Here is a 24,874-nt window from a genome sequence, read left to right as displayed (position 1 = left end):
TATGAAGCCGTCCATGAAACTCTTTCTCGATACCGCCGACGTCGCCGTCATCAAGGACATGGTCCCCACCGGAATGGTGGACGGCGTCACCACCAATCCGTCGCTGATCGCCAAGTCGGGTCGGAACATCGCCGAGGTCATCGCCGAAATCTGCGCCCTGGTCGAGGGGCCGATTTCCGCCGAGGCCGTCTCGCTCGATTTCGAGACCATGGTCAAGGAGGGCGACAAGCTGGCCGCCATCGCCCCGAACGTGGTCGTGAAGCTGCCCCTGACCTGGGACGGCCTGCGCGCCTGCCGCGTCTTCACCGACAAGGGGATCAAGACCAACGTCACCCTGTGCTTCTCGGCGGCCCAGGCGCTGCTGGCGGCCAAGGCCGGCGCCACCTTCGTCTCGCCCTTCGTCGGCCGGCTGGAAGACAATGGCGCCGACGGCATCGCCCTGCTGGAGGAAATCCGCGTCCTGTATGACGTGCACGGTTTCGAGACCCAGATCCTGGCCGCCTCGCTGCGCAACGTCGCCCATGTGGCCGCCGCCGCCGTGGCCGGATCGGACGCCGCCACCTTCGGCGCCGACACATTCAAGGCCCTGGTAAAGCACCCGTTAACCGACAAAGGTCTTGATGCCTTCGTGGCGGACTGGGCCAAGACCGGTCAGTCCATCCTGTAAATCGCGCGTCACGGAGAGGTCTGTTTGAGCGGCTCATTGGACCTTTTCGAAACCTCCGAGGCGGAGCCGGTCCCCCACCTGGGCGACGGCCTGCACTGGCCCGAGGTGCGCGGCTGGCTGCAGACGCATGCCCAGACCCTGCTGGACGATCGCTCCCTGCTGGAGGAGATCGGCCTGCGTCCGCACGGTCGCAATGTGGTCGAGTTTGGCGCCGCCGCCCTGACCCGGCTCGAGGCGGTGGTCGAACGCGAGACCGGCGCCCGGCGCGAGGTCGAGATGATCGCCCGGGCCAATTTCGCCGCCCAGACCCAGACCCACGTCGCCGCACTGGACCTTATGGAGGCCCGCAACCATTCCGACCTGGCGCGCCGTCTGGATGCCGCGGCCCAGGGCCGGTTCGGTCTGGCCGGCGCCGCCATCGCCATGGAAAAGCCGGGCGGCGTGCCCTTCGGCTGGCGTGCGCTGGAGACCGGCGCGGTGGACAATCTGTTGGGCGAACACGGCCTGACCTGGCTGGGCCCGATGTTCGAGGGGCTGGACCTGTTCGGCGCGGCCGGAGACCAGGTGAAGTCGGTCGCCCTGATCCGCATGGCCCCGCATCTGACGCCGGGCGAACCGCCCCGGTCCTGCCTGTGCGCCTTCGGCTCGCCCGAGGAAGCGGGTTTCACCCCGACCATGGGCTGCGAACTGGCGGCCTTCCTGGCCCGGGTGGTGGAGCGGATGGCCGAGCGATGGCCGGTGTTGAACTGACCGCCGCCGACGCCCTGCTCGCCTGGCTCGAACATCTGGCGCACGAGCGGCGGCTGTCGCCGCGCACCCTCGAAGCCTACGGTCATATCGGTCGGCTGTATGTCGCCTTCCTCGAACGCCATCGCGGCGAGGCCCTGTCGCTGAAAGGCCTGGGAACCGTCACCGCCGCCGAGGTTCGCGCCCATATGGCGGAGCGCCGATCCGGCGATCATCCCCTGGCGGCCCGGTCCCTCAGCCAGAGCCTGTCGGCCATTCGCGGCTTTCACGCCTTTCTCGACCGGCGGCTGGACACGCCCGCCCCCCAGCTGGCCCTGGTGCGCGGCCCCCGGATCAAGCCGTCCCTGCCCCGGCCCGTGACGGAGGATCAGGCGCGCGGCCTGTTGGCCGAACCCAACGCCGACCCGGACGCCGAACCCTGGGAGGCCGCGCGCGACCGCGCCGTCCTGACCCTGCTCTACGGCTGCGGCCTGCGGATTTCCGAGGGCCTGTCCCTGACCCGGGCCGACGCCCCGCTGGGCGAAACCCTGCGTGTTCTCGGCAAGGGATCAAAGACCCGGATCGTCCCGGTCCTGCCCGCAGTACGCGCGGCGGTGGACGCCTATCTGGCGCTCCAGCCCTTTCCGCTTCAGCCGTCCGACGCCCTGTTCCGCGCCCGGCGCGGCGGTCCGCTCAGCCCGCGCCACGTCCAGGCGTCGGTCCAGCGGCTGCGCGGGCGGCTGGGCCTGCCTGAACGCACCACCCCCCACGCCCTGCGCCACAGTTTCGCGACCCATCTGCTGGGCGCCGGCGCCGACCTGCGGTCGATCCAGGAACTGCTGGGCCACGCCAGTCTCTCGACGACCCAGAAATACACCGGCGTCGATGCGGAACGCCTGCTGAACGCCTATGCGGCGGCCCATCCCCGCGCCTAGAGGGACGCCGGTTCGGTTTTAAAGACTACAGACCTGGGCGGGCGGGACGTTCCGAACGGTTCGGCTCGACCGTCCGGTACGGGCCGAACTCGCGTCCCAAGGCGCGCGGCTGATTCGGTACGTCATAGCTGATGGGGGCCGGACAGTTGTTCTGGTCGCGCCGGTCCAAAAGCAGGTAACGCCTCACCTGCCCATCATCTCGCGAGCGATCCAGCAAAGGCGCAACAGCCCCCGCCGATGACGGCGAAGCGGTCTGTGTCTGAACAAGAGGGTCGCCACACCGGATCATGGCCTGATCCACCACCGGCACGACCCGCACCATGGGCTGATCGACCGGCGGCGCCGGATGAACGATCACCGCCCCGTTCGACAGGGCCAGAATCAGCAAACTCAGCATCGGAGTCCTCCGGTTTCTGGCCCCATCCTAAACCTGCAACTGCGGATTGACTAGATCGCCCTCACCGCGCCACCGTCCAGCCGGATCAGCGAGCCGGTGACATAGGCGGCCAGGGGGCTGGCCAGGAAGGCGGCGGTGGCGCCGAACTCCTCGGTCGCGCCGATCCGGCCGACGGGGATGGATTTCACGGATTCGGCGCGGGCCTCCTGCGGCGTCACGCCGGTGCGTTCGGCCGTCGCCTGGTCCAGGCGGGCGATGCGCGGGGTGTCGATCCGGCCCGGCAGCAGGGTGTTGACCGTGACCCCGTCCGGCCCGACCTCGTTGGCTAGGGTCTTGGCCCAGGCGGCGACCGAAGCCCGCAAAGTGTTGGACACCCCCAGGGCGGCCGACGGCTCGACCACGGTGATCGAGGCGACGTTCAGGATCCGGCCCCAGCCGGCGGCCCGCATCCGCGGCAGCACCCGGTCGGTCAGGCGGAAGACCGACAGCACCATGGATTCGAAATGATCGCGCCAGACCGACGGCTCCAGCCCCGACACGCCCGACGGCGGCGGCCCGCCGGTGTTGTTCAGCAGGATCTCGATATGGCCGCCCAGCAGCTCCTCGGCCAGGTCGGCGGCCCTCATCAGGGCCTCGTGATCGGCCAGATCGGCCGTGACCACGGCCGCCTTGCCGGGGCCCATGGCGTTCAGTTCGTCGGCCACGGCCTGAAGCCTGGCCGCGTCGCGCGACAACAGGGCCACATGGGCGCCTTCGGCCACCAGGGCCGTGGCCACGGCCCGGCCCAGGCCGGACGAACCGCCGCAGATCAGGGCGCGTTTGCGCGTGAGTTTCAGGTCCATGTCGGCTCCATGCTTTGGCTCAGGCGGCGGATATCGGGTTTCCGTAGCGTCAGCGCAACGCGGCGTTAACCGACGCAGCGCACCTTCGTCTTCATGTGGCCGCCAGCAACCGTCTGGATCGGCCGTGGAGGGCCGGCCCATGTCGACCAAAATAACCTCGAGCGTGCGTCGCCACAGCGACCATTTCGAGCCGCAGGACACCGATCCGCACGAGCAGCGCCGCCTGCGCGGCCAGCTGGAGCAGATCGACTACGCCGCCTATGTCGCCAACAAGGAGCTGATCGGCCAGGCCCTGACCGGGCTGGACGCCGCCTCCCTGCAGAAACTGGCCGTCCTGACCGCCGGCGCCCGCGCCAAATGGGGCGCCGAGGCCCTGCGCCTGGCCCACTCGGGCTCGCCGGTCACCGCCGACCAGGTCGCCCGCCTGACCGCCGCCCGCACCGCCTTCGACGAACTCGCCGAAGTCTACGAGGCCCTGCGCCGGATGGTGGAGCGCGGGTATGCGGTGTTGAAGTAAGGAGACCGAGGGGTCGCCATCTCTCCCAGGAACCGCGGGGGGTGTCGTTCCGTTTGTATCGCCATGTCCCTTAGACGCACTCTTCCAATCCTTGCTCTGGCGGGCGCCGCCGTCGCCCTGACCGCCTGCGCCACCTTCCAGCGCGGTCCTGTCGGCAACACCGCCGTTCCCCAACCCGCCCAGGCCGTCGACCTGAACCGCTACGCCGGTCTCTGGTACGAGATCGGCCGCTACGAGAACGGGTTCGAGCGCGACTGCGAGGGCGTCACCGCGCGATACGCCGTGCGGGACGACGGCCTCGTGGGTATACTGAACTCATGCCGCCAGGGCGGCCTGACCGGCGAGGAGAAGACCGTCGAGGGCAAGGCCAAGATCGTCGAGGGAAGCCGGAACGCCAAGCTGAAGGTCTCCTTCTTCGGCCCCTTCTACGTAGGCGACTATTGGGTGCTCGCCCGCGCTGAAGACTATTCCTGGTCTATCGTAGGTGAGCCTTCCGGCCGCTATCTTTGGCTTCTGAGCCGCACGCCCCACCCATCTCGCGACGTCCGCGACGCCATCCTGCGCCGGACCCGAGAACTGGGCTACGACCTGTCCATGGTGCGGGAAACCCGGCAGCCTTAAGCCGCAGCCCCAAAGCCCAAGTCATTGAAGTATAACGCCTGGTGGAGCCGAGGGGAGGCTCGCTCAACGCAGTAAAATCAACGACTTAGATGAGACGCCGTGGGCCCCGTGTGGGCCCTCTGTGTAGCATCCAGCCCCTGCGGGTGCTAGTCGCGAAACCTGCTACTTTTTTGGTAGTGGGCTGTGCGATGCAACGTTAGGGTGACGACCTCTGGGGAGGGCACCGTGAACCACGATCCGAAAGGCTTCTATAGCCGCTTGGGCTTATCGCCCGATGCGAGCCTCAGCGAGATTAAAACTGCATATCGGTCGCTCGCCAAAGCACTACATCCTGACGTTAACTCAGATCCCAAGGCGTCAGAGAGGTTTACTGCATGTTCTGAAGCGTATTCTATACTCGGAGATCCAGATAAGCGTGCTCATTACGACAGCGCCGCCTACGAACATGCGGCTTCAGATATTGAAACGAACGAGGCTCTTGAGCCGATAAGTTGCTCGCGCTGCCGAAAGGTGACCGCGCAACCACGGAACGTGACCTTCAGAAGCGTGGTGAGTGTTATCCTCACCACTATCACAACGCCCGTTCAAGGCATTTTTTGCTCCGACTGCGCGCAAAAAACAGCAATCAAAGCCTCAATAACCACAGGGTTGTTTGGATGGTGGGGCGTCCCTTGGGGGCCGATCCTGACCATCAAGGAAATCATTCGGAACGCTGCGGGTGGAGACAGGAAACCTGCTCTCGATGATCGCTTAGCTTATTACAACGCAGTCGCCTTTGCTTCTCGCGGGAATTTCAGTCTCGCTCATGCCATTGCCCGGCAGGTTCGCGGCTCGACCGACGAGCGACTAGCATTAGAAGCGCTTCGGCTTGTCGATGAGCTGGAGCGTCGCGGCGTCCCGAAGAACAATCCTGCGCTTAAGTCCGGATGGAAACCGGCTGGGCGAGGCTGGGCAATACATGGAGCCGCACTGCTTGGTCTACCGGCAGCAGTCGGGCTAGCCGTCGTTATGCTTGATGGTGGATCAAGCTACGCGTCGCCACCTCGGTATTCTCCTACGTACACCGAGCCCGCCCCTGGCCCGCCGCTGGCTCCAACGAATGTCCCTAAGGCAATTCCTGAGCCCAAAGTTATTCTGGCCTCATGCGACACCCCGCCTTTGAACGGGGACGAGTTTGCTCGCGACGGCTTAGAGGAAGATGGGCATCGCATCACAATAAAGAACGGGGGTTCCGGCGATGCGCTTGTAAAAATTCGTGAGTATCCATCTAGAAAAATAGTTTCGACCATGTTTGTTAAACGTGGGCAGCAGGCATCATTCAACGACCTTCCAGATGGAGAGTACGAGATGCTGTTTGCTACCGGTAACGTACTTGATGAAAGCTGCCGCCGCTTTTCCGGAGACGTGTTAACACAGAGATTTCCGGGAAAAGAAAACTTCATCACGCAATATGAAGGTAACCAGATCATCAAGAGCAATCTAACGTTGACGCTATACAACGTTCCTGGAGGCAACGTGAGCCCGCAGCGGGTCAGCGAAGACGAGTTCAACGCCGGTTAAGCGACGACTGACCCCTCTAGCGATCCGCCTTTCTTGGTCGTTGAAGGAAGCCTACCACGACATATGGAAGAGCCGACACGACATTTAGAATTGACCACGTATCACGTTCAAATGCCACGCGGAAAACCGGGTTGTATAGGATTGCAATGAATATAAAGACCCACATTAATGGACGGTGCTGGCCAAGCCTCCACGCAATGAAAATCGAGGCCACACAAACCACCAACCGCAGCAGCATGTAAAACCCATACGGCCAGGAACCTACTGCCGCTAGTATTAGCAGCAGCGCAGTCGTAAGCCAGACTGCTATAGGAATTCGCCGGTCTTGATCTGGGCTGATCATGGCAATACGCGAGAAGGCTGCGCTAATGCATCAGCTGATTTCGGCGTTCTGCGCCTTACGGCTTGGGCACCCGAGAGGGCCCCAATGCCTGTCCCCACGGGAATGGAAACAAACGTAAGCCATTGGTTGAAGCTGGCCGGATCCCCATTGATGAAAGTGCCGACAGCGAGGAAAAGCAATACTGCAGCAACCAAACCGATGAGCGCCCAAGCTACTACGTAAGGATTGGCGCGCCTAAACAGCAAGTGGGGACAGAATACCGCACCAGCAGCGGCAAATCCCCATTGGATACCGACCAGATAGAAACTTAAACCATCACCCTCCCACGTCCCGGTCAGACGCTGAAGGAAGTCCAAGCAAGCCGCCGCTACAAACGCTGCGATTAAGATCGGCAAAAGGACAATCAGCGTTGCCGCTATCGCCAGTGGCGTTTGCCACATCTCTGCGTATTTCATCGCCGCGCCCAATTCCCTGTCCTACAACTCTGATCAACCGTGGAACGGCTGTCCAGTCCAGTAGGGGCACTGAAGGGCGCACAACGCAAGCAGCTACCCCGGACTGAAAATTTGTCTCGTATTTCCGAGGGGGCAACTGTGGATCGGCGTGGAAAAGGGACCCCGTTAGCGGTGTGATCGGCGTCGAATAAGGACCCTCATTCCTGAGGTCTAACGGTGGCGGCTTGGCGGATGTCAGGCGGCGAGTTCGGGATGTTGGTGTTGGAGACGGTGTTGAGGATTCGGCGCGAGTTTGCGTCCGGGAAGGCGATCAAGGCGATCGCGCGTGACCTTCGATTGTCGCGCAAGGTGGTGCGCAAGGCGATCCGGGAGCCGGATGCGGAGTTCGCCTATCGGCGGGCGGTGCAGCCGTTGCCGAGGCTGGCGCCGTTCCAGGCCAGGCTCGATGAGCTGCTGGAAGAGGACGAGGCGCGGCCGCGGCGCGAGAAGCTGCGGATGACGCGGGTTCATGACCTGCTGGTGCGCGAGGGGTTCGACGGGTCGTACGACGCGGTCCGGCGCTACGCGGCGGGGTGGCGGCTGAAGCGACGCCGGGGCGTGGCGGACGCGCCATCGTTCATCCCGCTGATGTTCCGGCCGGGCGAGGCCTACCAGTTCGACTGGAGCCACGAGGACGTGGAGATCGCGGGCAAGCCGATGCGGGTGAAGGTGGCGCACATGCGGCTGTGCGCCTCGCGGGCGATCTATGTTCGGGCCTATCCGCGCGAGACCCAGGAGATGCTGTTCGACGCGCATGCGCGGGCGTTCGCCTTCTTCGGCGGCGTGCCGACGCGCGGGATCTACGACAACATGAAGACGGCGGTGACGACGGTGTTCACGGGCAAGGACCGGGTGTTCAACCGGCGCTTCCTGGTCATGGCGAGCCACTACATGGTGGAGCCGACGGCCTGCTCCCCGGCGGCGGGCTGGGAGAAGGGCCAGGTCGAACACCAGGTCCAGACGGCCCGGGGACGGTTCTTCCAGCCGCGCCTGCGCTTCACCAGCCTGGAGGAGCTGAACGGCTGGCTGGAGGCGGAGTGCCGGCGCTGGGGCGAGCTGCGTCAGCACCCCGAGCAGAAAGAGCTGACGGTTGCTCAGGCCCTGGCCGCCGAGCGGCCGGCGCTGCAGCCGATGCTGGGCCCGTTCGACGGCTTCCACGAGAGCGAGCACGCGGTGACGGGGACCTGCCTGATCAGCTTCGACCGTAACCGCTACTCGGTGATGGCGAAGGCCGGGCGCCGTACGGTGCAGGTCCGCGCCTATGCCGACCGGATCGTCGTGCGCTGCGAGGGTGAGGTCGTCGCCGACCATCGCCGGTTCTTCGGTCGTGACCGGACCCTCTACGATCCCTGGCACTACCTCCCGGTGCTGGCGACCAAGCCCGGAGCCCTGCGCAATGGCGCGCCGTTCCAGGACTGGGAGTTGCCGCCGGGGCTGGCCCGCCTGAGGCGCAAGCTGGGTGCGGGCGACGAAGCCGATCGCCGGTTCGTGCGGGTTCTGGCGGCGGTGCTGGAAGACGGCCTGGAGCCGGTCGAGGCCGCGGCGCGCGAGGCGCTCGCCGCCGGGACCGTCAGCGACGACGTCATCCTCAACATCCTGGCGCGCCGGCGCGAACCGCCCCGGCCGCTGAGCATCGTCACGCCCGATGACCTGGCGCTGCGGCATCCGCCTCTGGCGGACTGCGACCGCTACGACAGCTTGCGAGGCATGCATGCAGCGGCATGAGATGATGGCGGCCCTGACCGGCCTGGGCCTCAAGGGCATGGCCGGAGCCTTCGACGAGGCGGTCACCACGGGCCTGCAGCGCAAGCGCACGACCATGGAGATCCTCGCCGACCTGCTGCGCGCCGAGACGACCCACCGGCATGCGGCTTCCATCCGTTACCGGATGGCGGCGGCCAGGCTGCCCGCCGTGAAGGACCTCGACGCCTTCGTGTTCGACGACACGCCGATCAACGAGGGGCTGGTGCGCTCGCTTCACAGCGGCGCCTTCCTGGCGAACCGGCGCAACATCGTGCTGGTCGGCGGGACCGGCACGGGCAAGACCCACCTGGCCACCGCCATCATCGCCAACGTCGTGCGGGCCGGGGCGCGTGGCCGGTACTTCAACACCGTCGACCTGGTGAACCGCCTCGAGAGGAGACCCGCCTGGGCAAGGCCGGTGCGCTGGCTGCTCACCTCTGCCGCCTCGACGTCGTGGTCCTCGACGAGCTTGGCTACCTGCCGTTCGCCCGCTCGGGCGGCCAGCTGCTGTTCCACCTGATCAGCAAGCTCTACGAGCGGACCTCGGTGATCGTCACGACCAACCTCGCCTTCGGCGAATGGCCGACCGTGTTCGGCGATCCCAAGATGACCACGGCCCTGCTCGACCGCATCACCCACCACTGCGACATCGTCGAGACCGGCAACGACAGCTGGCGCTTCAAACACCGCAGCTAACCCTCCACGAAGAACGCCAGGCGAGGGTTGAGCCTCCGGTCGGGCTACGCCCTCCCTACGCCCCAACCCTCGCAAGCGGTGCGCTCGTGACGTCCATCCCGAACCTCAAAAGGGGGTCCCTATTGCACGCCGATAGGGGGTCCCTTTTAGACGCCGATTGACACTTTCACCCGTGAGGAGGGCGCGGAGAGCATTCCTCTTGCCTTCAATCGTCCTGAAGTCACCATCAGGTGGCACCTCGCCGTCTAGCATACCTTGTAGCAAACGGAGAGCGTCGCGACGCAGACTGATGAAGCTTGCTAGTGTGCCATTAGCTGCCGCAGCATCTCTATCTGCCCTTAGGGTGTCGAGTTCGATCAGGCTGATAATCGTTGGGCTGATCTCGGACAGGGGCACCTCTTCGCGGGGTCCAATTTTTCCCGAAATCTTGGCGCGCGCCTGCTCAAACATCTGGTCATACGCCGACCAGAACACCGGCAGGAGAAGCCGAGCTTGTTTGGGGTCGGATGTTCCCAGCGCCTTGGTGAGCTCCTTCTTACCGAAGGCCTCGACCAAATCCTCAGGCACGCGACGACGTATCGAATAGCGTCCGCCCTCTCGTCTTTGTAACCCAGTCGGCATCTCGCCCTCAGCATCATGTGTAGCGGACACACGCGGCAACGGCGCTTTAAGGGGCTGATTTTGCATGACTTCTGTTAAGCATCAAAAGCTTAACAACGCCTGGTGGAGCCGAGGGGAGTCGAACCCCTGACCTCGTCATTGCGAACGACGCGCTCTACCAACTGAGCTACGGCCCCGTTTCCAGTGCTGGATCGGGCCTCCAGGCGAGGCCGGGACATAGAAGGCGGGCGGGCGTGGTGTCAACGGGCTTGTGCGCGCAATCGAAGCAGGGTCGCGAGGGGCGTTGTCGGAAGGGGGCGGGACAGGCTAAAAGCGCCGCTCGCTCAAGCAGGAGAAGCGTCCATGGGTTTCGCCATCGTCTGGCTGGTCAACGCCGTCATCAGTCTGATGATCTGGTTCATCATCGCCCAGGCGATCCTGAGCTGGCTGGTCGCGTTCGACGTGATCAACTACCGTAACCGTTTCGTCTATTCGGTCGGCACCTTCCTGGACCGGATCACCGCGCCCCTGCTGGAGCCGTTCCGCCGCATCATCCCGAACCTGGGCGGAATCGACATCTCGCCCATCGTGGTGATCCTGCTGCTTCAGTTCGCCAGCGTCCTGTTCAACCGCGCCGCCGCCCCCGCCCTGATCGGGCTTCTGGGCTGAGGCCGGGCGTCGGTCCGGGCGGACACGGTGCGCAGGATTCTCATGTGCAGGGACAAATCCACCCTTGCGCCGCGCCGCCACCTTCCTAAAGGTGCCCGCCCGACCATTATAGACCACGGTTCATGAGCACGATCACCACAGTCGCCGTCCTGGGCGCCGGACAGATGGGCGCAGGCATCGCCCACGCGGTGGCCCTGGGCGGTTATTCGGTCCGGCTTTATGACGTGGCCGCCGCCCGACTGCCGCTGGCTCAGGGCGAGATCGCCGCCAGCCTGTCGCGCCATGTCGCGCGCGGCCTGATCGGCCAGGCCGACGCCGACGCAGCCCTGGCCCGCATCACCGTCACCGAGGTCATCGCCGACGCCGTGACCGGCGCCGACCTGGTGATCGAGGCCGCGCTGGAGGACGAGGCGGTCAAGAAGGCAGTCTACGCCCAGGTCGCGCCCCATCTGGGGCCGCACACCCTGCTGGCCTCCAACACCTCCTCCATTTCGATCACCCGCCTGGCCTCGGCCTCGGACCGGCCCGACCGGTTCATCGGCCTGCACTTCATGAAGCCGGCGCCGGTGATGAAACTGGTCGAGATCGTGCGCGGCATCGCCACCTCGGCCGAGACCCATTCGGCCGCTGTCGCCTTCGCCGAGAGCCTGGGCAAGACCACCACCGACGCCGAGGACTTCCCGGCCTTCATCGTCAACCGCATCCTGGTGCCGATGATGAACGAGGCGATCTTCGCCCTGTACGAAGGGGTCGGCAATGTCGCCTCCATCGACAAGGCCCTGCGTCTGGGGGCCAATCACCCGATGGGGCCGCTGGAACTGGCGGACTTCATGGGTCTGGACGTGGTCCTGGCCATCATGAACGTGCTGTACGACGGCCTCGCCGACAGCAAATACCGGCCCTGCCCCCTGCTGGTGAAATATGTCGAGGCCGGCTGGCTGGGCCGCAAGAGCGGGCGCGGCTTCTATGACTATTCCGGCGACACGCCGGCGCCGACGCGATGAGCCGGTTCGAGAGCTACAGCGACCTGCCGGGGCAGGCGACGATCCATTCGCGCCCCGCGCCCCTGTATCCGATCCTGGCGTCCGTCGCCGGCGCCGCCTGGCCGCCGCTGCTGCTGACCCTGCCGCTGTGGCCGCCCCACGCCGTCGCGCTCGGCCGTGATCTGGACTGGCGTCTCATGGTGCTGCTGATCGGACTGGTGGTGGTCCCCCTGGGTCTGTGGCGCATCATCGTCGAGCGTCGTGACAGCGGCCGGCCGGGATCACGCCTGGGCGTGGTGTGGCGGTTCATGCTGTACGGCGGACTGGCCGCGGCGGGCTTGCAGGTGGCGGTGGCCCTGGGGATGGTGATCTCGGGCTGGTTCGAGGCCGGCGACGTGATGCAGGCTCTGGGCGCGACCGAGACGACCCTGCTGATCTACGGCGTCGGGGGCCTGCCCATCGCCATGATCGTGGGCGTCAGCTACGCCCTGTGGGCCGGACTGTGCGCCGCCTTCATCGCCTTCGAGGCCAAGCCGGCGGTCAAGGACCGGCTGGGCTTGATGCCGAGGGGCTGAGGCCCGCGGCCCTTTCGGCCGCGGGATTGGGGAATCCGATGTCGATGGAAGATCAGGGGAATGACCGCGCCGTGGTCGGCGACGCCGTCCTGGCGCCGGTCGAGGCGGGCGCGCGGATCATCAGCCTCGACGTCATGCGCGGCCTGGCGGTGCTGGGCATATTGGCCGTCAATGTCGCCTCGTTCGGCCTGCCCTTCATGGTCTATGGCGACGCGGACCTCAGCCCCTTTCCCGTGACCGGCGCCAACGCCGTGGCGCGCTGGGCGGTGGATGTCTTCTTCCACCAGAAATTCATCACCCTGTTCTCGATGCTGTTCGGCGCCTCGATCTTCCTGGTCGGGGGCGAGCGGGGCGATGCGGCGCGCGGGCGTCTGCTGCGGCGGCGGCTGTTCTGGCTGGCGGTCATCGCCCTGATCCACGGCCTGGCCTTCTGGTACGGCGACGTCCTGCTGCTGTACGCCTGGTCCGGCCTGTTCGTGATGCTGATGCGGTCATTCTCCGCCCGGCTGCTGATCGGGATCGGCCTGGCCGTGACCCTGGCGCTGGGCGCGATGCAGGCGGGCGCCGCCTGGCTGATGGTCGCCGGCCCGCCGGTGGTCGTCGACGCCATGAACGAGGGCGGCCCGCAGTATTCGCTCGACGCCGTCAACGCCGCCATCGCCGCCTATCGCAGCGGCTGGGCCGGGGCCATGGGTCAGAACCTGACGGCCTGGCTTTTCCTTCAGGGCGCCAGTCTGAGCATGTTCGTCTTTTCGACCGTGGCCCTGATGATGACGGGCATGGGCCTGTTCAAGGCGGGTTTCCTCAGCGGCCGGGCGCCGACGAGGCTCTATCTGGCGGTCATCGCGGTCGGCGGCGCGGTTCTGGCCCTGCTGGGCGTTCTGGAATGGGCCGAGGTCATGGCGCCCCGGGGGAGCCACCCGACGCGCGGCCTGTCGGAGGTCGTCGCCTCCTTCCCGATCTTCATCACCCTGGCCTATGTCAGCCTGATCGTCCTGATCACCCGGCACGGGGCGTCGTGGCTGGCGCCCCTGCGGCCGGTGGGCCAGATGGCCTTCACCAACTATCTGACCCAGACCCTGATCATGACCAGCCTGTTCTACATGCCCTGGGGTCCGCGCCTGTTCGGCCAGGTGGACTATGTCGGCATGTGGGGCCTGGTGGCGGCCGTCTGGGCGGTTCAACTGGTCTGGTCGTCGCTATGGCTGGCGGCCTTCCGCATGGGGCCGCTTGAGTGGGTCTGGCGCTGTCTGACCTACGGCCGCTGGACGCCGATCCGAAAAGCGGGCTGATCGCGCTTTTATCGCAGGCGCGAAGGGATTAACTGGGGGCCATGGCCGCCCCGGATACTCCCGCCGAAACCTTCAAGCGCGCGCTGGGCCATGCCGCCCGCGCCCTGGCCGAACAGCCCGAGCTGGAGGTGGTGTTCGGTTCGGACGGACCGAAGCTGGCCGGCGGGGTCCTGACCCTGCCGCATCCGCCGCGCGATCCGTCGGGACCCGAGAGCGCGTCCCTGCGGGGCCAGGCCGACCGGCTGGCGCTGCGCCTCGCCAATCACGACACGGCGATCAACGCCCGGATGCGGCCCCTCGACACCAAGGCGGCCGAGGTGTTCGACGCGGTCGAACAGGCGCGGGTCGAGGCGGTGGGCTCCGAATATCTGGCCGGGGTGCGCGACAACATGGGCGCCGCCCTGGTCACCCGGCTGGAAAAGACCGGCGCCCTGCGCATCGCCGACGCCGACCGCGTGCCGGTGGCCGAGGCGGTGGCCCTGCTGGTGCGCGAACGCCTGACCGGCCGCCCGTCGCCCGACGGCGCCAAGTCCATGCTGGACCTGGTCCGCGCCGGCATCGAGGCCAAGGCCGGTGACAAGCTGGACGCCCTGGCGGCGACCGCCGGCGACCAGGCGGGCTTCGCCGAGAAGATGCGCGAGGTGCTGCGCGCCCTCGACCTGGATCCCGGCGACGGCCGGGGCGAAGACTCCTCCGAGGATCCCGGCCAGGACGAGCCCGATCCCCAGGACCCCGAAGCCAGCGACGAGCCGGACGAGGACGAGGACGAACAGGGCGGCGAAGGCTCCCAGTCGATGGAGGGGGACGCCGACGATCAGTCGTCGGAGGACGAACGCGACAGCCGACCCGAGGGCGCGCCCGGCGACCCGCAAGGCGACGCATCCGAGGACGGGCCGGAACTGAACGAGGGCCAGCAGCCCAATCGCCAGCAGACCGCCGACGACGGTCGGGCCGTGGATTTCTATCGCGTCTTCACCACCGCCTATGACGAGGTGGTGGACGCCGCCGACCTGTGCGACCCGATGGAGCTGGAGCGGCTGCGCAACCTGCTGGACCAGCAGCTGACCATCCTGTCCAGCGTCGTCTCGCGCCTGGCCAACAAGCTGCAGCGCCGCCTGCTGGCGCAGCAGAACCGCTCCTGGACCTTCGATCTGGAAGAGGGGATGCTGGATACGGCCCGCCTGACGCGGATCGTCACCGACCCCACCGCCCCCCTGTCGTTCAAGGCCGAGAGCGAAAGCCCGTTCCGCGACACGGTCGTGACCCTGCTGCTGGACAATTCCGGTTCGATGCGCGGGCGGCCGATCATGGTGGCGGCGGTGTGCGCCGACATCCTGGCGCGGACCCTGGAGCGGTGCGGGGTCAAGGTCGAGATCCTGGGCTTCACCACCCGGGCATGGAAGGGCGGACAGAGCCGCGAAGCCTGGATCAGCGCCGGCAAGCCCGCCAATCCGGGGCGCCTGAACGACCTGCGCCACATCATCTACAAAGCCGCCGACGCCCCCTGGCGCCGGGCCAAGAAGAACCTGGGCCTGATGATGCGCGAAGGCCTGCTGAAGGAGAATATCGACGGCGAGGCCCTGCAATGGGCCCACAACCGCCTGCTGGCCCGGACCGAGCAGCGGCGCATCCTGATGGTCATTTCCGACGGGTCTCCGGTCGACGACTCGACCCAGTCGGCCAACGCCGCCCTCTATCTGGACAAACACCTGCGCCAGGTGATCGCCGAGATCGAGGACCGGTCGCCGGTCGAGCTGCTGGCCATCGGCATCGGCCATGACGTGACCCGCTGGTACCGCAAGGCCCTGACCATCGTCGATGTCGAACAGCTGGCCGGGGCCATGACCGAGAAACTGGCCGAACTGTTCGAGGCCGAGGGGGCAGCCGGCCCCACGCGCCGGACGCGGAAGAAACTGGCCGCATGACCCGTTTACGCCGTCTGGCCGCCGTCTGGGCCGCCCTGTCGCTGACGGCCTGCGCCACCGCGCTCAGCGCGCCCCAGCCGGACCTGGCGGGGATGGACGGCTGGACCTACGCCCCGGCCCAGCTGAAGCCTGTCGGCCTCGGCCTGCCCGGCGCGGTCCTGGCGCCGGGTGTTCATTTCGCGGGCGGGGTGGAGATCGTGGCCGGCCTGGGTTCGCCGCTGCACGGTCTGTCGGACCTGAAACTGACCGGCGACGGCGGCTTCGTGGCCGTGTCGGACGCCGGAGACCTGGTGCGCGGCGAGCTGCGGCTGGACGCCCGCGGGCGGCTGATCGGCGTCGATCGTCTGGCCACGCGTCGGCTGACGCTGGAAGACGGCGGACCGATCATAGACAAGGTCGACGGCGACGCCGAGGGTCTGGCCCTGACCCGCTCGGGCGACCTGTTGATCAGTTTCGAACGCCGTCATCGCATCTGGAACTATGGCCCCCTGTCGGCCCTGAAGACGCCGACGCCCGCAGCCTCGCCTGACGCCGCCTTCCCCGACAATGAAGGTCTGGAAGGTCTGGCCGCCGCCCTTCCGGGAGACCGTCAGGACGGTTGGCGCGCGGCGGGCGAGACGGGCGGCGTCTGGGATTGCACGTCCGCCGGATGCCGCCTCGTCGCCTCGCAACCGACCGAAGCGCCCCAGGGCGCCGATTATCGCAACACCGGCCTGGATCGCGACCCGTCCGGCGACGGCTGGTTCATGGTCCAGCGCCGCTACAGCCCGCCGTTCGACATGCGGGGCCGTCTGCGTCGTCTGTCGTCAGACGGAACGCGGGGGCCGGTGCTGATCGAGCTGAAACTGCCCGGCACGACGGATAATTTCGAGGGGGTGGCGGCCGAGCGGCGCGGCCGGGCGACGCGGCTTTATCTGCTGTCAGACGACAACGCCAACCCCGCCCAGCGCACCCTTCTGCTGGCTTTCGACCTGCGCTGAGGCTGCTCAGGCCGCCCCCGCCCACTGGGTTGATTCAGGCTCGCTCGCCACAGACCGCAGCGCCTTGACGAAGTCGTCGCGCCAGATGCCGACATCGGTGTCGCGCACCACCTGCATCAGGGCCTCCCATTTCCGGATTCTTTCGGACAGGGGCATGGTCAGGGCCTTCTGGATGGCGTCCGACAGTTCCTCGCGGCTGTAGGGATTGACCAGCAGGGCCTCGCCCATCTGTTCCGCCGCCCCGGCGAACCGCGACAGGATCAGAACGCCGGGATCGTCGGGGTTCTGGGCCGCGACATATTCCTTGGCCACCAGGTTCATGCCGTCGCGCAACGGCGTCACCAGCCCGACCTTGGCCGCCCGATAGATGCCCGCCAGCTGATCGCGGCGATAGGTGCGGTTCAGATAGCGGATCGGCTGCCAGTCCATGTCGCCGAAAGCGCCGTTGACCCGTCCCGCCAGGGAATCCAGACGCGCCCGCAGATCCTGATACGAGTCCACGTCGTCGCGCGAGATGGGCGTCACCTGCAGCAGGAAGACCTCGCCCCGCATCGAGGCGTTGTCGTGCAGGAACTGCTCATAGCCCAGCAGCCGTTCCTCCAGCCCCTTGGAATAGTCCAGCCGGTCCACGCCGACGATCATGGACCGGAAGGCCGCCGACGCCGCCATCCGGTCATAGGTCCGGGCGCCCAGCGTCGAGTTCCGCGCCGCCAGGAAGCCGTCCACGTCGATGCCGATGGGGAAGACGCCGGTCTGAACCCGTCGCCCGAAACACTCCAGCCCGCCGTGGCCGAACAGTTCGCCCTGGGCTTCGCTGACCACATAGTCGGTGAACAGGTCGCTCCATTCCTGGGTGTGGAAGCCGATCAGGTCGAAATCGAACATCGACTCCACCAGTCGCCGGTGGTGGGGCAAGGTGACCAGCAGCTGACGCGCCGGCCAGGGCGTGTGCAGGAAAAAGCCGATCCGGTTGCGGATCCCCAGGCGGCGCAGGTCCCGCGCCATCGGGATCATGTGATAGTCGTGAATCCAGATGACGTCGTCCGGCTGGATCACCGGCGCCAGAACCTCGGCGAACCGTCGATTCACCCGCTCATAGCCCTCGCCGTAGGACCTTTCGTACTGAGCCAGATCGATGCGGTGATGGAACAGCGGCCACAGGGTCTTGTTGGCGTAGCCGTTGTAGTATTCGTCGACGTCCTGCGGCTCCAGATCGACCAGGCCGACCGTGACCCCGGCCCGGTCCTCCACCTTCATTTCGCCGGTGAAGGTCTCGATCGTCTCGCCTGACCAACCGAACCACAGCCCCTCGTATTTTCTCAAGGCGGCGGACAAGGCCATGGCCAGCCCGCCGGCCGAGCCGGCGGCAGGATCGGTGGGGGCCGAAACCCGGTTGGATACGACGATAAGACGGCTCATGATTTCACTTCGGCAACGACCCCAGCCCCGGGGTCAGACACGGCGTTCGGCGGTTTAACGCACGTCGGTCCAAGAACGGCTCAACATCACGGCGCAATTGATGATGCCGACCAGAGAATAGGTCTGGGGATAGTTGCCCCACAGTTCGCCGTCCTCGACCGAAATATCTTCGCTCAGCAAGCCCGCCTCGGTGCGACGGCTCAGCATTTCCTGGAAAATTTCCCGGGCTTCTTCGACCCGGCCGTTCTGGTGCAGGGCTTCGATGAACCAGAAGGTGCAGAAGTTGAACGCCGTCTCCGGTTCGCCGAAATCGTCCGGTTCGACATAGCGGAACAGGAAGGCGCCCTTCTTCAGATCGCGTTCGATGGCGTCGAAGGTGGCGACCTGACGCGGGTCGTGGGCGTCGAGGAAACCCAGATCCGTCAGCTGCAACAACGAGGCGTCCAGTTCGCGACCGCCGAAACTGGCGGCGAACCGCCCCTCGTCCGGCAGGAAGGTCTCGCTCTCGACCCGCTCGCGGATGATCGTGGCCCGTTCACGCCAGACTTCGCCCCGCGCGCTGAGGCCCAGATGGTCCGCCGCCTTGGCCAGACGGTCGCACGCCGCCCAGCACATGACCGACGAATAGGTGTGGACGCGGGCGATGGTGCGGAACTCCCACAGGCCGGCGTCGGTCTGGTCATGCATGGCGAAGGCCCGCTCGCCGACCTTCTCCAGGGCGTGGAAATCCTCGACCGTGCCGGGACGCAGCAGACGCTGGTCATAGAAGGCCTGGACCAGAGGCAGGACGATCTGTCCGTACACGTCGTGTTGCAGATGCTCGTGCGCCTGATTGCCGATCCGCACCGGCTTCATGCCGCGATAGCCCTCGACCGTATCGACGATGCTCTCGCCGATGCCGGGCTCCAGACCCACCCCATACACCGGCTGCACATGGCCGCCCGCAGCGTCATCGACCAGATTGCGCAGATAGCCGAGATAGTTTTCCAGGATGTCGACCGCGCCCAGCCGGTTCAGCGCCCGCACCGTATAGTAGGCGTCGCGGATCCAGCAGTAGCGATAGTCCCAGTTGCGGCCGCTCTCCTTGAACTCGGGCACCGAGGTGGTCATGGCGGCGACGATGGCCCCCGTCTCCTCATAGGCGCACAGTTTCAGGGTGATGGCCGCGCGGATGACCGCCTCCTGATAATCCAGCGGCAGATACAGTTTGCGCACCCAGTCCTGCCAATAGGCCACGGTGCGATCCAGCGCCGCCTGAACCCCGGGACCGACGTCCTGATCATAGCCCTCGTCCGGCCCCATGAAGAAGGCGTGCGGCCTTTCCAGGCGGAACACCCGCTCTTCCAGCACATGCGACACCGGACAGTCGGTGGTCAGGCGGAAGGTCACGTCGGGACACATGAAGCGGATATGGTTCGAACCGGACGTGCAAGGCGCCGGCCGGGCGCCCCAGTCGGCGGACGGCCGCAGCCGGATGCGAATGCGCGGCGTGCCTTTCAGCGGCCGCACGATCCGTCCGAAGGCCAGGGGCCGATAGGTGCGTGAGTGTTTCGGATGGCGCGGGGCGAAGTCGATGATCTCGACCGCAGCGCCGTCTTCCGCCGTCAACACCGTGCGCAGCACCGGCGTGTTGCGGATATAGGCTTGGCTGACGTGCTCCAGCCCCTCCAGTTCGACGGACCAGTAGCCGTGCGCCGGATCCTCGCCGTTCATCAGGGACGAGAAGACCGGATCGCCGTCCACGCGCGGCGCACAGGCCCAGACGAACCGGCCCTGACGATCGATCAGGGCGCTGATGGCGCAGTTGCCGATGGGGAAGAGATCAAGATTGGGTTTCATCGGTTCAGGCCTTCGCCACGGCTTCGAGCCAGGTCAGGACGGCGTCTACGTCGTCCAGTCGATAGCGGGCGGCCGTCTCGCGTTGCGGCCCCACCAGCACGCCATATCCACCCAGAGCCGCCGCAGCCTCGAACCCGTGTTCGTCGGTCAGGTCGTCGCCCAGCATGACAGGGATAGCGTCCTTGAACGGGGCGTCCTGCATGAAATCGGTCACGGCCGTGCCCTTGTCGGCGCCGGGCGTCTTGAGTTCCAGCACCATATGGCCGGGTTGCAGGCTCAGGCCTGTTTCGGCCTGCAAGCGTTTGACCAAGGCCTTGGCCGCGTCCGTCTGATCCGGCGCCTGGCGATAGTGCAGCCCGGCCGAGACACCCTTGTCCTCGACGATGACGCCCGGTCGATCTGCGGCGAAGGCCTTGAAGCCGGCCATGGCCACGGCGACGCCGGCGTCAGGCGCGCTGCGGCGGATGGACTTGTCTTTCAGACGACGCTCCAGCCCATGCACGCCGGAAGCCGAGGTCAGGGCGTGATCGGAAATCCGGTCGATCTCGGCTATTGTCCGGCCACTGATGATAGCGACACGGCCCGTCAGTCGCGCTTCGACCGCCTTCAGCGCGGCCGTTCGACGCGCGACCGGTCCAACGCCGTCCGGCGTCGGCGCCATGGGCGCCAGAACGCCGTCCATATCCAGGAACAGGGCGATCCCGTCCGCGACGACAGGCGGCGGCGGCAGCAATAGAGCTTCTGCTCCGGCGTGAGACGGCATGTGGCGTGCACTCATTTTGACTTCCCCAGCACCTCGTAACGCGCCACTCCGGCAAAGGTTGACCCGAAAGCGACAAAGTCGTCTGAAAGGACACGTTGCGCGCGGCCTTGGGATGGGGCAGATCGCGCGCCTCGCACCAAGGAGAGCCCACAAGGGGCCTGACAGACCATGACCGAGATCGCCCACTCGTCTCCCGATGACATCGCCGCCATGACCGATCGCGCCCGCGACGTGATGCGGCTGAACATCGAGGCGCTGGAGGCCTTGGAGCGGTCGATCGACGTTTCGATGGCTCGCGCCGTCGATGTCATCATGAGCCGGCCGGGCTATGTGATCGTCACCGGCATGGGCAAGTCGGGCCATATCGGCGGAAAGATCGCCGCCACCCTGGCCTCGACCGGCACCAGCGCCTTCTTCGTCCATCCCGCCGAAATGAGCCATGGCGACCTGGGCATGTTGCGCCCGGACGTTACCGTCCTGGCCATTTCAAACTCGGGCGAGAGCCGCGAACTGCGTGATCCGCTGATATTTTGCCATCGCAACGGCATACCGGTCATCGCCATCACCCAGCGGCCCGCCAGTTTCCTGGGCCGCAACGCCGCCGTCTGCCTGACCATGCCCAAGGTGGCCGAGGCCTGCCCCAACGGCCTGGCGCCGACGACTTCGACCCTGATGACCCTGGCCCTCGGCGACGCCCTGGCCATGGTGCTGATGGACCGCCGCGCCTTCAGCGCCATGGACTTCGGCCTGCACCACCCCGGCGGCGCCCTGGGCATGAGCCTGCAAAGCGTGCGCGAATGGATGGGAGACAATGCAGCGGCCCCGGCCAGCGTGCCCCTGAACGCCAACTTCAGTGAAGTCGTTTCAGCCATAACCGAGGGACGAAAGGGCGCCGTCGCCGTGCTTGACCTGGACGGGACGCTGGCGGGGATCGTCACCGACGGCGACCTCCGCCGCGCCTTCCAGCGCGACACCACCAATCTGACGGCGGCCGACATCATGGGTCCCAATCCCATCACCGTCGATCCGGACGCGCGGATGAGCGACGTCGTCGATCTGCTGACCGCGAACAAGATCGCCAACCTGTTTGTCGTCGAGGAAGGCCGGCCGACCGCCATCGTCCACATCGCCGAACTGATGCAGGCCGGCTACGTCGCCTGACGCCTCGAACATGCGAATCCTCTACGACGCCAGCCGGCTGATGAGCCGGGCCGACCGTTCAGCCCCCACGGGAGTCGATCGGGTCTGTCTGGCCTATGCCGAATGGCTGCTGTCCCGCCCCGACGTCGTCACCATACCGGTGAGGGGCCGCAAGAACCGACTGGTGGCGGTCGATACCGAGTGGTTCCGCCGGTTCGTCGGCGAACTACGGGCGCGGTGGAATGGGGCTGCCGATGCGTCGGGCGATCCGGCGCACGAGGCGCGGCTGCTGGCCGCGCTGACCGCATCGGTTCGCCCGAACCTGTCGGTGATCAGCCCGCCGCCCGCGCCGTCGCTCAAAAAGCCGGCGGACAGAAGCCGGGTGCTCAAACAGTTTTTCCGCTCGCGCCATGTCGTCGCGCCGCCGGCCGCCGATCTCTATCTCAACGTGGGCCACACCACGCTGCACGAGCCGACGGCCTTGATTGAGCTGGAGGCGGCGGGTGTGGAACGGGTTGTTCTGCTCCACGACCTGATTCCGATCACCCATCCGGAATTCTGCCGTGCCGGCGACGGCGCCAAACATCACGCCCGGGTCGCCAACACCCTGCGATACGCCAGCCGCGTCATCGTCAACTCGGCCTCCACAGGCGACGAGCTGCGCGCCTTCGCCTCTCGCGAAGGCCTGCCTCAACCGCCCGTCCATGTCGCGCACCTTGGGTTGGAGCCCGTCTTCATCGACGGCGACATCGTAGAGACGACCCGACCGTATTTCGTTCATGTCGGCACGATCGAGGCCCGCAAGAATCTGGCGCTTCTACTGACCGTCTGGCGGCGGCTGGAAGAACGGCTGGGCGAGAGGACGCCGTCCCTTGTGCTGGTCGGGCGCTACGGTTGGGAGAATGAGGCGGTGCTGGATCATCTGGAACGGTCGCCGAACCTGCAAGGCGTCGTGCACCAGGCGTCCAACCTCTCCGACGTCCTGCTGGCGCGGTTGATGCGGGGGGCGCGGGCGGTTCTGGCGCCGTCTTCGGTCGAAGGCTTCGACCTCCCGGCGGTCGAGGCCCGCGCCATGGGGCTGTCCCTGTTCGCTTCGGACATTCCGGCCCACCGCGAACTCACGCCCAATGCGGTGCTGATCGATCCGCTGGATGGGCTCGGCTGGCTGGCGGCGGTCGAACGCGCCGCCCAGGAAAGACCCGCGCCGCCGACGCCTCAGTCGGCGCCGTCCTGGGCGGGACATTTCGACATCGTCGCCGAGGCCATCGGTCTAACGCCGGCTTCGCCTCTGGCGGGCGTCTCCAAAGACTTGTAATCAGTCCGCGAACAAGGGCCGTCCTGCTTCATGACTCGCACCATCCTCCCCCTCGCCATCGTCGCCATTCTGGGCGGGTGCTCCACCCTGCCGCGTGACGGACCTTCAGGCGCCTCGATCAACGCCGGCGCCACGACGCCCCAGGGTCTGGGCAGCTACGCTCTGGTGCCCCTCACCTATGAAGCCACCGAACGGATGAAGGCGGTGCCGCCCCAGTTCTTCGGCACCCTGGTCGCCGCCTCCAGCGAGCAGCCGGCCGATGTGATCGGCATTGGCGACACCCTGGCCATCTCGATCTACGATCCCTCGGGCTCCCTGTTCGGCGGCGCGCTCGGCAGCGGCTCCAGCGCCAATCGCTCTCTGTCGACCCTGTCCGGCGGGTCCCAGGCCCTGCCGGGCGTGACCGTCGACCGCAGCGGCTCGGTCGCCGTGCCCTTCGCCGGCCAGGTCCGCGTCCAGGGTCTGACGGCGCCCCAGGCGGCGGCGGCCGTTCGGCGCGCCCTGGTCGGCAAGGTCGCCAATCCCCAGGTTCTGGTCGGCATCGCCGACAACGCCTCCAATACGGTCAATGTCTTCGGCGACGTGCGCCGGCCCGGTCGCGCGCCGCTGGGCGTCAACAGCGACCGGATTCTGGACGTGATCGCCGCCGCCGGCGGCTCCGCGCGTGAGACCGACGACCTGACCATCAGCGTCCAACGCGGCGGCCAGACCTATACGGCCCCCATGACCGCCGTGACGACGGAGTTCGGCGAGAACGTCCGCCTGCAACGCGGCGACGTGATCAATGTCCAGTACAAGCCGCGCCGCTTCTCGACCTTCGGCGCCCTGAATGCGGTGACGCAGGTCGACATGCCCGCCGGGGTCATGACCCTGACCGGCGCCATGTCGAAGGTCGGCGGACTGAACACCAATACAGCCAACGCCCGTCGCGTGATGGTCTTCCGCTTCGAGCGTCCGGAAGTGGCGCAAGCCCTGGGGATCAACCAGCCCGCTACCCCGCGGGGCGTGCCCGTGGTCTATGAGCTGAACTTCAACGAGGCGGCCAACGTCTTCGCCGCCACCAATATGCAGATCATGCCGGAAGACGTGATCTATGTGCCCCTGGCCGGCGCCGCCGAGGCGCGGAAATTCTTCGAGTTCGTTCAGACTGTCACTCGCGTGGTCTATGACGTGTCGGTGACCAGCGCCGTCAACATCGACTGAGGTGCTGGGGCGCTGGCGGATCCTGCTGTCCCAACTGAGCGGCCCCGCCGCGTCCGGTCGCCTTCGAAGGACAGACGACGACAGCGCGGCGGCGGCTCCCTTCGACCGTCCGTCCGATCTCGAGCCGTCTGCGCCAGACCCTCTGGAGATCGCGCTCGTCGAGATCGAGACCGGCGCGCTGGAAGTCTATGCCCGCGCCGGACTCCCGACTAAGCCGGGCCATTACCGCAAGGCGCCGGGCACGGAGGCCTGGACCTTCATCGCCGCCACGCTGTCGCCAGAGGCGCGCTTCGCCCTGACGCTGGACCACCCCTCAGAGATGGGTTGGCGCTTCGCCCGCCTGCAGGACCTGGGCGCGAGGTCCGGCCGGGCGGACCTTCGCGCGGCGTCCCGTCTGCTGAACGAGATCGCTGATCTGCGGGCCGCCCGTCGCGGAGTTCTCAAAGAAGATCATCTGTTGATCGCGCTGGAATTGGGCGGCGCCTGGCGCGCGCTCAGGGACTCAAAGGCCGTAACCGCGTCGCGCCTGACCCGGACGCCTCCCCGATCCGAACCGCCCAAGGCCGCTAAGACGCCCCGGAAACCCCGTGCGAAGCGCGACAAGTCGTCCGAGGCGCGCTAGGAACGCCG

At 66.6% G+C, this 24,874-nt stretch carries 25 protein-coding genes, 1 tRNA gene and 1 pseudogene; 18 read left to right on the top strand and 9 right to left on the bottom strand.

Annotated elements, in window-relative coordinates; translation table 11 throughout:
- The first annotated feature begins 13 nt into the window (after positions 1 to 13).
- Genes fsa through GYM46_RS08280 form a run of 3 tightly spaced genes read left to right on the top strand, consistent with a single transcriptional unit; the run spans position 14 to position 2,328 of the window.
- Entirely contained in the window at positions 14 to 667 is a 654-nt protein-coding gene (gene fsa / locus GYM46_RS08290; RefSeq protein ID WP_035309286.1) for a fructose-6-phosphate aldolase, read from the top strand.
- A 36-nt stretch (positions 668 to 703) separates the two neighbouring features.
- Positions 704 to 1,417: a DUF484 family protein gene (locus GYM46_RS08285; RefSeq protein WP_008263507.1), complete on the top strand. Its 714-nt coding sequence runs from the start codon at positions 704 to 706 to the stop codon at positions 1,415 to 1,417.
- Positions 1,399 to 2,328 carry a tyrosine recombinase XerC gene (locus GYM46_RS08280; protein ID WP_008258679.1) on the top strand — a complete coding sequence of 310 codons (930 nt, stop codon included), beginning with the start codon at positions 1,399 to 1,401 and terminating at the stop codon, positions 2,326 to 2,328. Before GYM46_RS08285 ends, GYM46_RS08280 begins: the two co-directional genes overlap by 19 nt.
- 25 nt (positions 2,329 to 2,353) lie before the next feature.
- Here the strand turns inward: GYM46_RS08280 and GYM46_RS08275 are convergent, their stop codons facing one another.
- Positions 2,354 to 2,725, bottom strand: a complete 372-nt coding sequence (locus tag GYM46_RS08275) for a hypothetical protein (protein WP_008263403.1) — start codon at positions 2,723 to 2,725, stop codon at positions 2,354 to 2,356.
- A 50-nt stretch (positions 2,726 to 2,775) separates the two neighbouring features.
- Positions 2,776 to 3,567 carry an SDR family oxidoreductase gene (locus GYM46_RS08270; RefSeq protein WP_008261776.1) on the bottom strand — a complete coding sequence of 264 codons (792 nt, stop codon included), beginning with the start codon at positions 3,565 to 3,567 and terminating at the stop codon, positions 2,776 to 2,778.
- Positions 3,568 to 3,706: 139 nt separating this feature from the next.
- On the opposite strand from GYM46_RS08270, the gene GYM46_RS08265 reads away from it, so the two are divergent.
- The 3 genes from GYM46_RS08265 to GYM46_RS08255 all read left to right on the top strand — a co-directional run bounded on the left by GYM46_RS08265 (position 3,707) and on the right by GYM46_RS08255 (position 6,265).
- Positions 3,707 to 4,084, top strand: a complete 378-nt coding sequence (locus tag GYM46_RS08265; RefSeq protein ID WP_035309283.1) for a hypothetical protein — start codon at positions 3,707 to 3,709, stop codon at positions 4,082 to 4,084.
- A 63-nt stretch (positions 4,085 to 4,147) separates the two neighbouring features.
- Complete coding sequence (locus tag GYM46_RS08260; protein WP_008259211.1) at positions 4,148 to 4,705, top strand: lipocalin family protein; 558 nt, start codon at positions 4,148 to 4,150, stop codon at positions 4,703 to 4,705.
- 225 nt (positions 4,706 to 4,930) lie between these two features.
- A complete protein-coding gene (locus GYM46_RS08255) occupies positions 4,931 to 6,265 on the top strand; it encodes a J domain-containing protein (RefSeq protein WP_083793404.1) in 1,335 nt (444 codons plus the stop codon).
- 16 nt (positions 6,266 to 6,281) lie between these two features.
- Here GYM46_RS08255 and GYM46_RS17015 read toward each other — a convergent pair whose 3' ends face one another.
- Positions 6,282 to 6,608 (bottom strand): DUF6804 family protein, encoded by a 327-nt coding sequence (locus GYM46_RS17015; protein ID WP_365799443.1) that lies wholly within the window; start codon positions 6,606 to 6,608, stop codon positions 6,282 to 6,284.
- Positions 6,605 to 7,063, bottom strand: a complete 459-nt coding sequence (locus GYM46_RS08250; protein ID WP_156796488.1) for a hypothetical protein — start codon at positions 7,061 to 7,063, stop codon at positions 6,605 to 6,607. The genes GYM46_RS17015 and GYM46_RS08250 overlap by 4 nt, the downstream gene beginning before the upstream one ends.
- Before the next feature lie 252 nt (positions 7,064 to 7,315).
- Between GYM46_RS08250 and istA the strand changes: the two genes are divergently transcribed.
- Positions 7,316 to 8,827 (top strand): IS21 family transposase, encoded by a 1,512-nt coding sequence (gene istA, locus GYM46_RS08245; RefSeq protein ID WP_164952576.1) that lies wholly within the window; start codon positions 7,316 to 7,318, stop codon positions 8,825 to 8,827.
- Positions 8,814 to 9,541: pseudogene (gene istB / locus GYM46_RS08240) on the top strand (IS21-like element helper ATPase IstB). The gene istA and the pseudogene istB overlap by 14 nt, the downstream one beginning before the upstream one ends.
- A 105-nt stretch (positions 9,542 to 9,646) precedes the next feature.
- Here istB and GYM46_RS08235 read toward each other — a convergent pair.
- Both GYM46_RS08235 and GYM46_RS08230 read right to left on the bottom strand, forming a co-directional pair.
- Positions 9,647 to 10,228: a DUF6538 domain-containing protein gene (locus GYM46_RS08235; protein WP_156796489.1), complete on the bottom strand. Its 582-nt coding sequence runs from the start codon at positions 10,226 to 10,228 to the stop codon at positions 9,647 to 9,649.
- A 34-nt stretch (positions 10,229 to 10,262) separates the two neighbouring features.
- Positions 10,263 to 10,338, bottom strand: a tRNA-Ala gene (locus tag GYM46_RS08230).
- 166 nt (positions 10,339 to 10,504) lie between these two features.
- On the opposite strand from GYM46_RS08230, the gene GYM46_RS08225 reads away from it, so the two are divergent.
- From GYM46_RS08225 to GYM46_RS08200, 6 genes are all read left to right on the top strand, one after another.
- Positions 10,505 to 10,810 carry a YggT family protein gene (locus GYM46_RS08225; RefSeq protein ID WP_008262663.1) on the top strand — a complete coding sequence of 102 codons (306 nt, stop codon included), beginning with the start codon at positions 10,505 to 10,507 and terminating at the stop codon, positions 10,808 to 10,810.
- A gap of 122 nt (positions 10,811 to 10,932) precedes the next feature.
- Complete coding sequence (locus GYM46_RS08220; protein WP_008262496.1) at positions 10,933 to 11,814, top strand: 3-hydroxybutyryl-CoA dehydrogenase; 882 nt, start codon at positions 10,933 to 10,935, stop codon at positions 11,812 to 11,814.
- A complete protein-coding gene (locus GYM46_RS08215; RefSeq protein ID WP_008259089.1) occupies positions 11,811 to 12,368 on the top strand; it encodes a hypothetical protein in 558 nt (185 codons plus the stop codon). The genes GYM46_RS08220 and GYM46_RS08215 overlap by 4 nt, the downstream gene beginning before the upstream one ends.
- 38 nt (positions 12,369 to 12,406) lie before the next feature.
- Positions 12,407 to 13,660, top strand: coding sequence for a DUF418 domain-containing protein (locus GYM46_RS08210; protein ID WP_008264205.1), 1,254 nt, complete (start codon positions 12,407 to 12,409; stop codon positions 13,658 to 13,660).
- A 41-nt stretch (positions 13,661 to 13,701) separates the two neighbouring features.
- On the top strand, positions 13,702 to 15,585 hold the full coding sequence (gene cobT, locus GYM46_RS08205; RefSeq protein WP_008259293.1) for a cobaltochelatase subunit CobT: 1,884 nt from the start codon (positions 13,702 to 13,704) through the stop codon (positions 15,583 to 15,585).
- Positions 15,582 to 16,565: an esterase-like activity of phytase family protein gene (locus tag GYM46_RS08200; protein WP_008262545.1), complete on the top strand. Its 984-nt coding sequence runs from the start codon at positions 15,582 to 15,584 to the stop codon at positions 16,563 to 16,565. Before cobT ends, GYM46_RS08200 begins: the two co-directional genes overlap by 4 nt.
- A 6-nt stretch (positions 16,566 to 16,571) precedes the next feature.
- Here GYM46_RS08200 and GYM46_RS08195 read toward each other — a convergent pair whose 3' ends face one another.
- The 3 genes from GYM46_RS08195 to otsB are packed head-to-tail and all read right to left on the bottom strand — an operon-like array spanning position 16,572 to position 20,556.
- Positions 16,572 to 17,984, bottom strand: coding sequence for an alpha,alpha-trehalose-phosphate synthase (UDP-forming) (locus tag GYM46_RS08195; RefSeq protein ID WP_008264209.1), 1,413 nt, complete (start codon positions 17,982 to 17,984; stop codon positions 16,572 to 16,574).
- Positions 17,985 to 18,038: 54 nt separating this feature from the next.
- Positions 18,039 to 19,823, bottom strand: a complete 1,785-nt coding sequence (locus GYM46_RS08190; RefSeq protein ID WP_008263767.1) for a glycoside hydrolase family 15 protein — start codon at positions 19,821 to 19,823, stop codon at positions 18,039 to 18,041.
- 4 nt (positions 19,824 to 19,827) lie between these two features.
- Entirely contained in the window at positions 19,828 to 20,556 is a 729-nt protein-coding gene (gene otsB, locus GYM46_RS08185; RefSeq protein WP_008261823.1) for a trehalose-phosphatase, read from the bottom strand.
- A gap of 198 nt (positions 20,557 to 20,754) precedes the next feature.
- On the opposite strand from otsB, the gene GYM46_RS08180 reads away from it, so the two are divergent.
- The 4 genes from GYM46_RS08180 to GYM46_RS08165 are packed head-to-tail and all read left to right on the top strand — an operon-like array spanning position 20,755 to position 24,866.
- Positions 20,755 to 21,747, top strand: coding sequence for a KpsF/GutQ family sugar-phosphate isomerase (locus tag GYM46_RS08180; protein WP_008263429.1), 993 nt, complete (start codon positions 20,755 to 20,757; stop codon positions 21,745 to 21,747).
- Between the two features lie 10 nt (positions 21,748 to 21,757).
- A complete protein-coding gene (locus GYM46_RS08175) occupies positions 21,758 to 23,041 on the top strand; it encodes a glycosyltransferase family 4 protein (protein WP_008259324.1) in 1,284 nt (427 codons plus the stop codon).
- A 30-nt stretch (positions 23,042 to 23,071) separates the two neighbouring features.
- Positions 23,072 to 24,244: a polysaccharide biosynthesis/export family protein gene (locus tag GYM46_RS08170; protein ID WP_008264281.1), complete on the top strand. Its 1,173-nt coding sequence runs from the start codon at positions 23,072 to 23,074 to the stop codon at positions 24,242 to 24,244.
- Between the two features lies 1 nt (position 24,245).
- Positions 24,246 to 24,866, top strand: a complete 621-nt coding sequence (locus tag GYM46_RS08165) for a hypothetical protein (protein ID WP_008264269.1) — start codon at positions 24,246 to 24,248, stop codon at positions 24,864 to 24,866.
- Positions 24,867 to 24,874: the final 8 nt, after the last annotated feature.

Origin of the sequence: Brevundimonas mediterranea (assembly GCF_011064825.1) — a bacterium.
In the GTDB taxonomy this organism is placed as follows: Bacteria; Pseudomonadota; Alphaproteobacteria; order Caulobacterales; family Caulobacteraceae; genus Brevundimonas; species Brevundimonas mediterranea_A.
Note: the sequence above shows the minus strand (reverse complement) of the source record. Positions and strands in the feature narration are given on the sequence as shown.

Bases quoted from the DNA above. Each gene is read 5' to 3' on its own strand.
- fsa (WP_035309286.1), top strand. From the start codon at position 14: ATGAAACTCTTTCTCGATACCGCCGACGTCGCCGTCATCAAGGACATG.
- GYM46_RS08280 (WP_008258679.1), top strand. From the start codon at position 1,399: ATGGCCGGTGTTGAACTGACCGCCGCCGACGCCCTGCTCGCCTGGCTC.
- GYM46_RS08275 (WP_008263403.1), bottom strand. From the start codon at position 2,725: ATGCTGAGTTTGCTGATTCTGGCCCTGTCGAACGGGGCGGTGATCGTT.
- GYM46_RS08270 (WP_008261776.1), bottom strand. From the start codon at position 3,567: ATGGACCTGAAACTCACGCGCAAACGCGCCCTGATCTGCGGCGGTTCG.
- GYM46_RS08265 (WP_035309283.1), top strand. From the start codon at position 3,707: ATGTCGACCAAAATAACCTCGAGCGTGCGTCGCCACAGCGACCATTTC.
- GYM46_RS08260 (WP_008259211.1), top strand. From the start codon at position 4,148: ATGTCCCTTAGACGCACTCTTCCAATCCTTGCTCTGGCGGGCGCCGCC.
- GYM46_RS17015 (WP_365799443.1), bottom strand. From the start codon at position 6,608: ATGATCAGCCCAGATCAAGACCGGCGAATTCCTATAGCAGTCTGGCTT.
- GYM46_RS08250 (WP_156796488.1), bottom strand. From the start codon at position 7,063: ATGAAATACGCAGAGATGTGGCAAACGCCACTGGCGATAGCGGCAACG.
- istA (WP_164952576.1), top strand. From the start codon at position 7,316: ATGTTGGTGTTGGAGACGGTGTTGAGGATTCGGCGCGAGTTTGCGTCC.
- GYM46_RS08235 (WP_156796489.1), bottom strand. From the start codon at position 10,228: ATGCAAAATCAGCCCCTTAAAGCGCCGTTGCCGCGTGTGTCCGCTACA.
- GYM46_RS08225 (WP_008262663.1), top strand. From the start codon at position 10,505: ATGGGTTTCGCCATCGTCTGGCTGGTCAACGCCGTCATCAGTCTGATG.
- GYM46_RS08220 (WP_008262496.1), top strand. From the start codon at position 10,933: ATGAGCACGATCACCACAGTCGCCGTCCTGGGCGCCGGACAGATGGGC.
- GYM46_RS08215 (WP_008259089.1), top strand. From the start codon at position 11,811: ATGAGCCGGTTCGAGAGCTACAGCGACCTGCCGGGGCAGGCGACGATC.
- GYM46_RS08210 (WP_008264205.1), top strand. From the start codon at position 12,407: ATGTCGATGGAAGATCAGGGGAATGACCGCGCCGTGGTCGGCGACGCC.
- cobT (WP_008259293.1), top strand. From the start codon at position 13,702: ATGGCCGCCCCGGATACTCCCGCCGAAACCTTCAAGCGCGCGCTGGGC.
- GYM46_RS08200 (WP_008262545.1), top strand. From the start codon at position 15,582: ATGACCCGTTTACGCCGTCTGGCCGCCGTCTGGGCCGCCCTGTCGCTG.
- GYM46_RS08195 (WP_008264209.1), bottom strand. From the start codon at position 17,984: ATGAGCCGTCTTATCGTCGTATCCAACCGGGTTTCGGCCCCCACCGAT.
- GYM46_RS08190 (WP_008263767.1), bottom strand. From the start codon at position 19,823: ATGAAACCCAATCTTGATCTCTTCCCCATCGGCAACTGCGCCATCAGC.
- GYM46_RS08180 (WP_008263429.1), top strand. From the start codon at position 20,755: ATGACCGAGATCGCCCACTCGTCTCCCGATGACATCGCCGCCATGACC.
- GYM46_RS08175 (WP_008259324.1), top strand. From the start codon at position 21,758: ATGCGAATCCTCTACGACGCCAGCCGGCTGATGAGCCGGGCCGACCGT.
- GYM46_RS08170 (WP_008264281.1), top strand. From the start codon at position 23,072: ATGACTCGCACCATCCTCCCCCTCGCCATCGTCGCCATTCTGGGCGGG.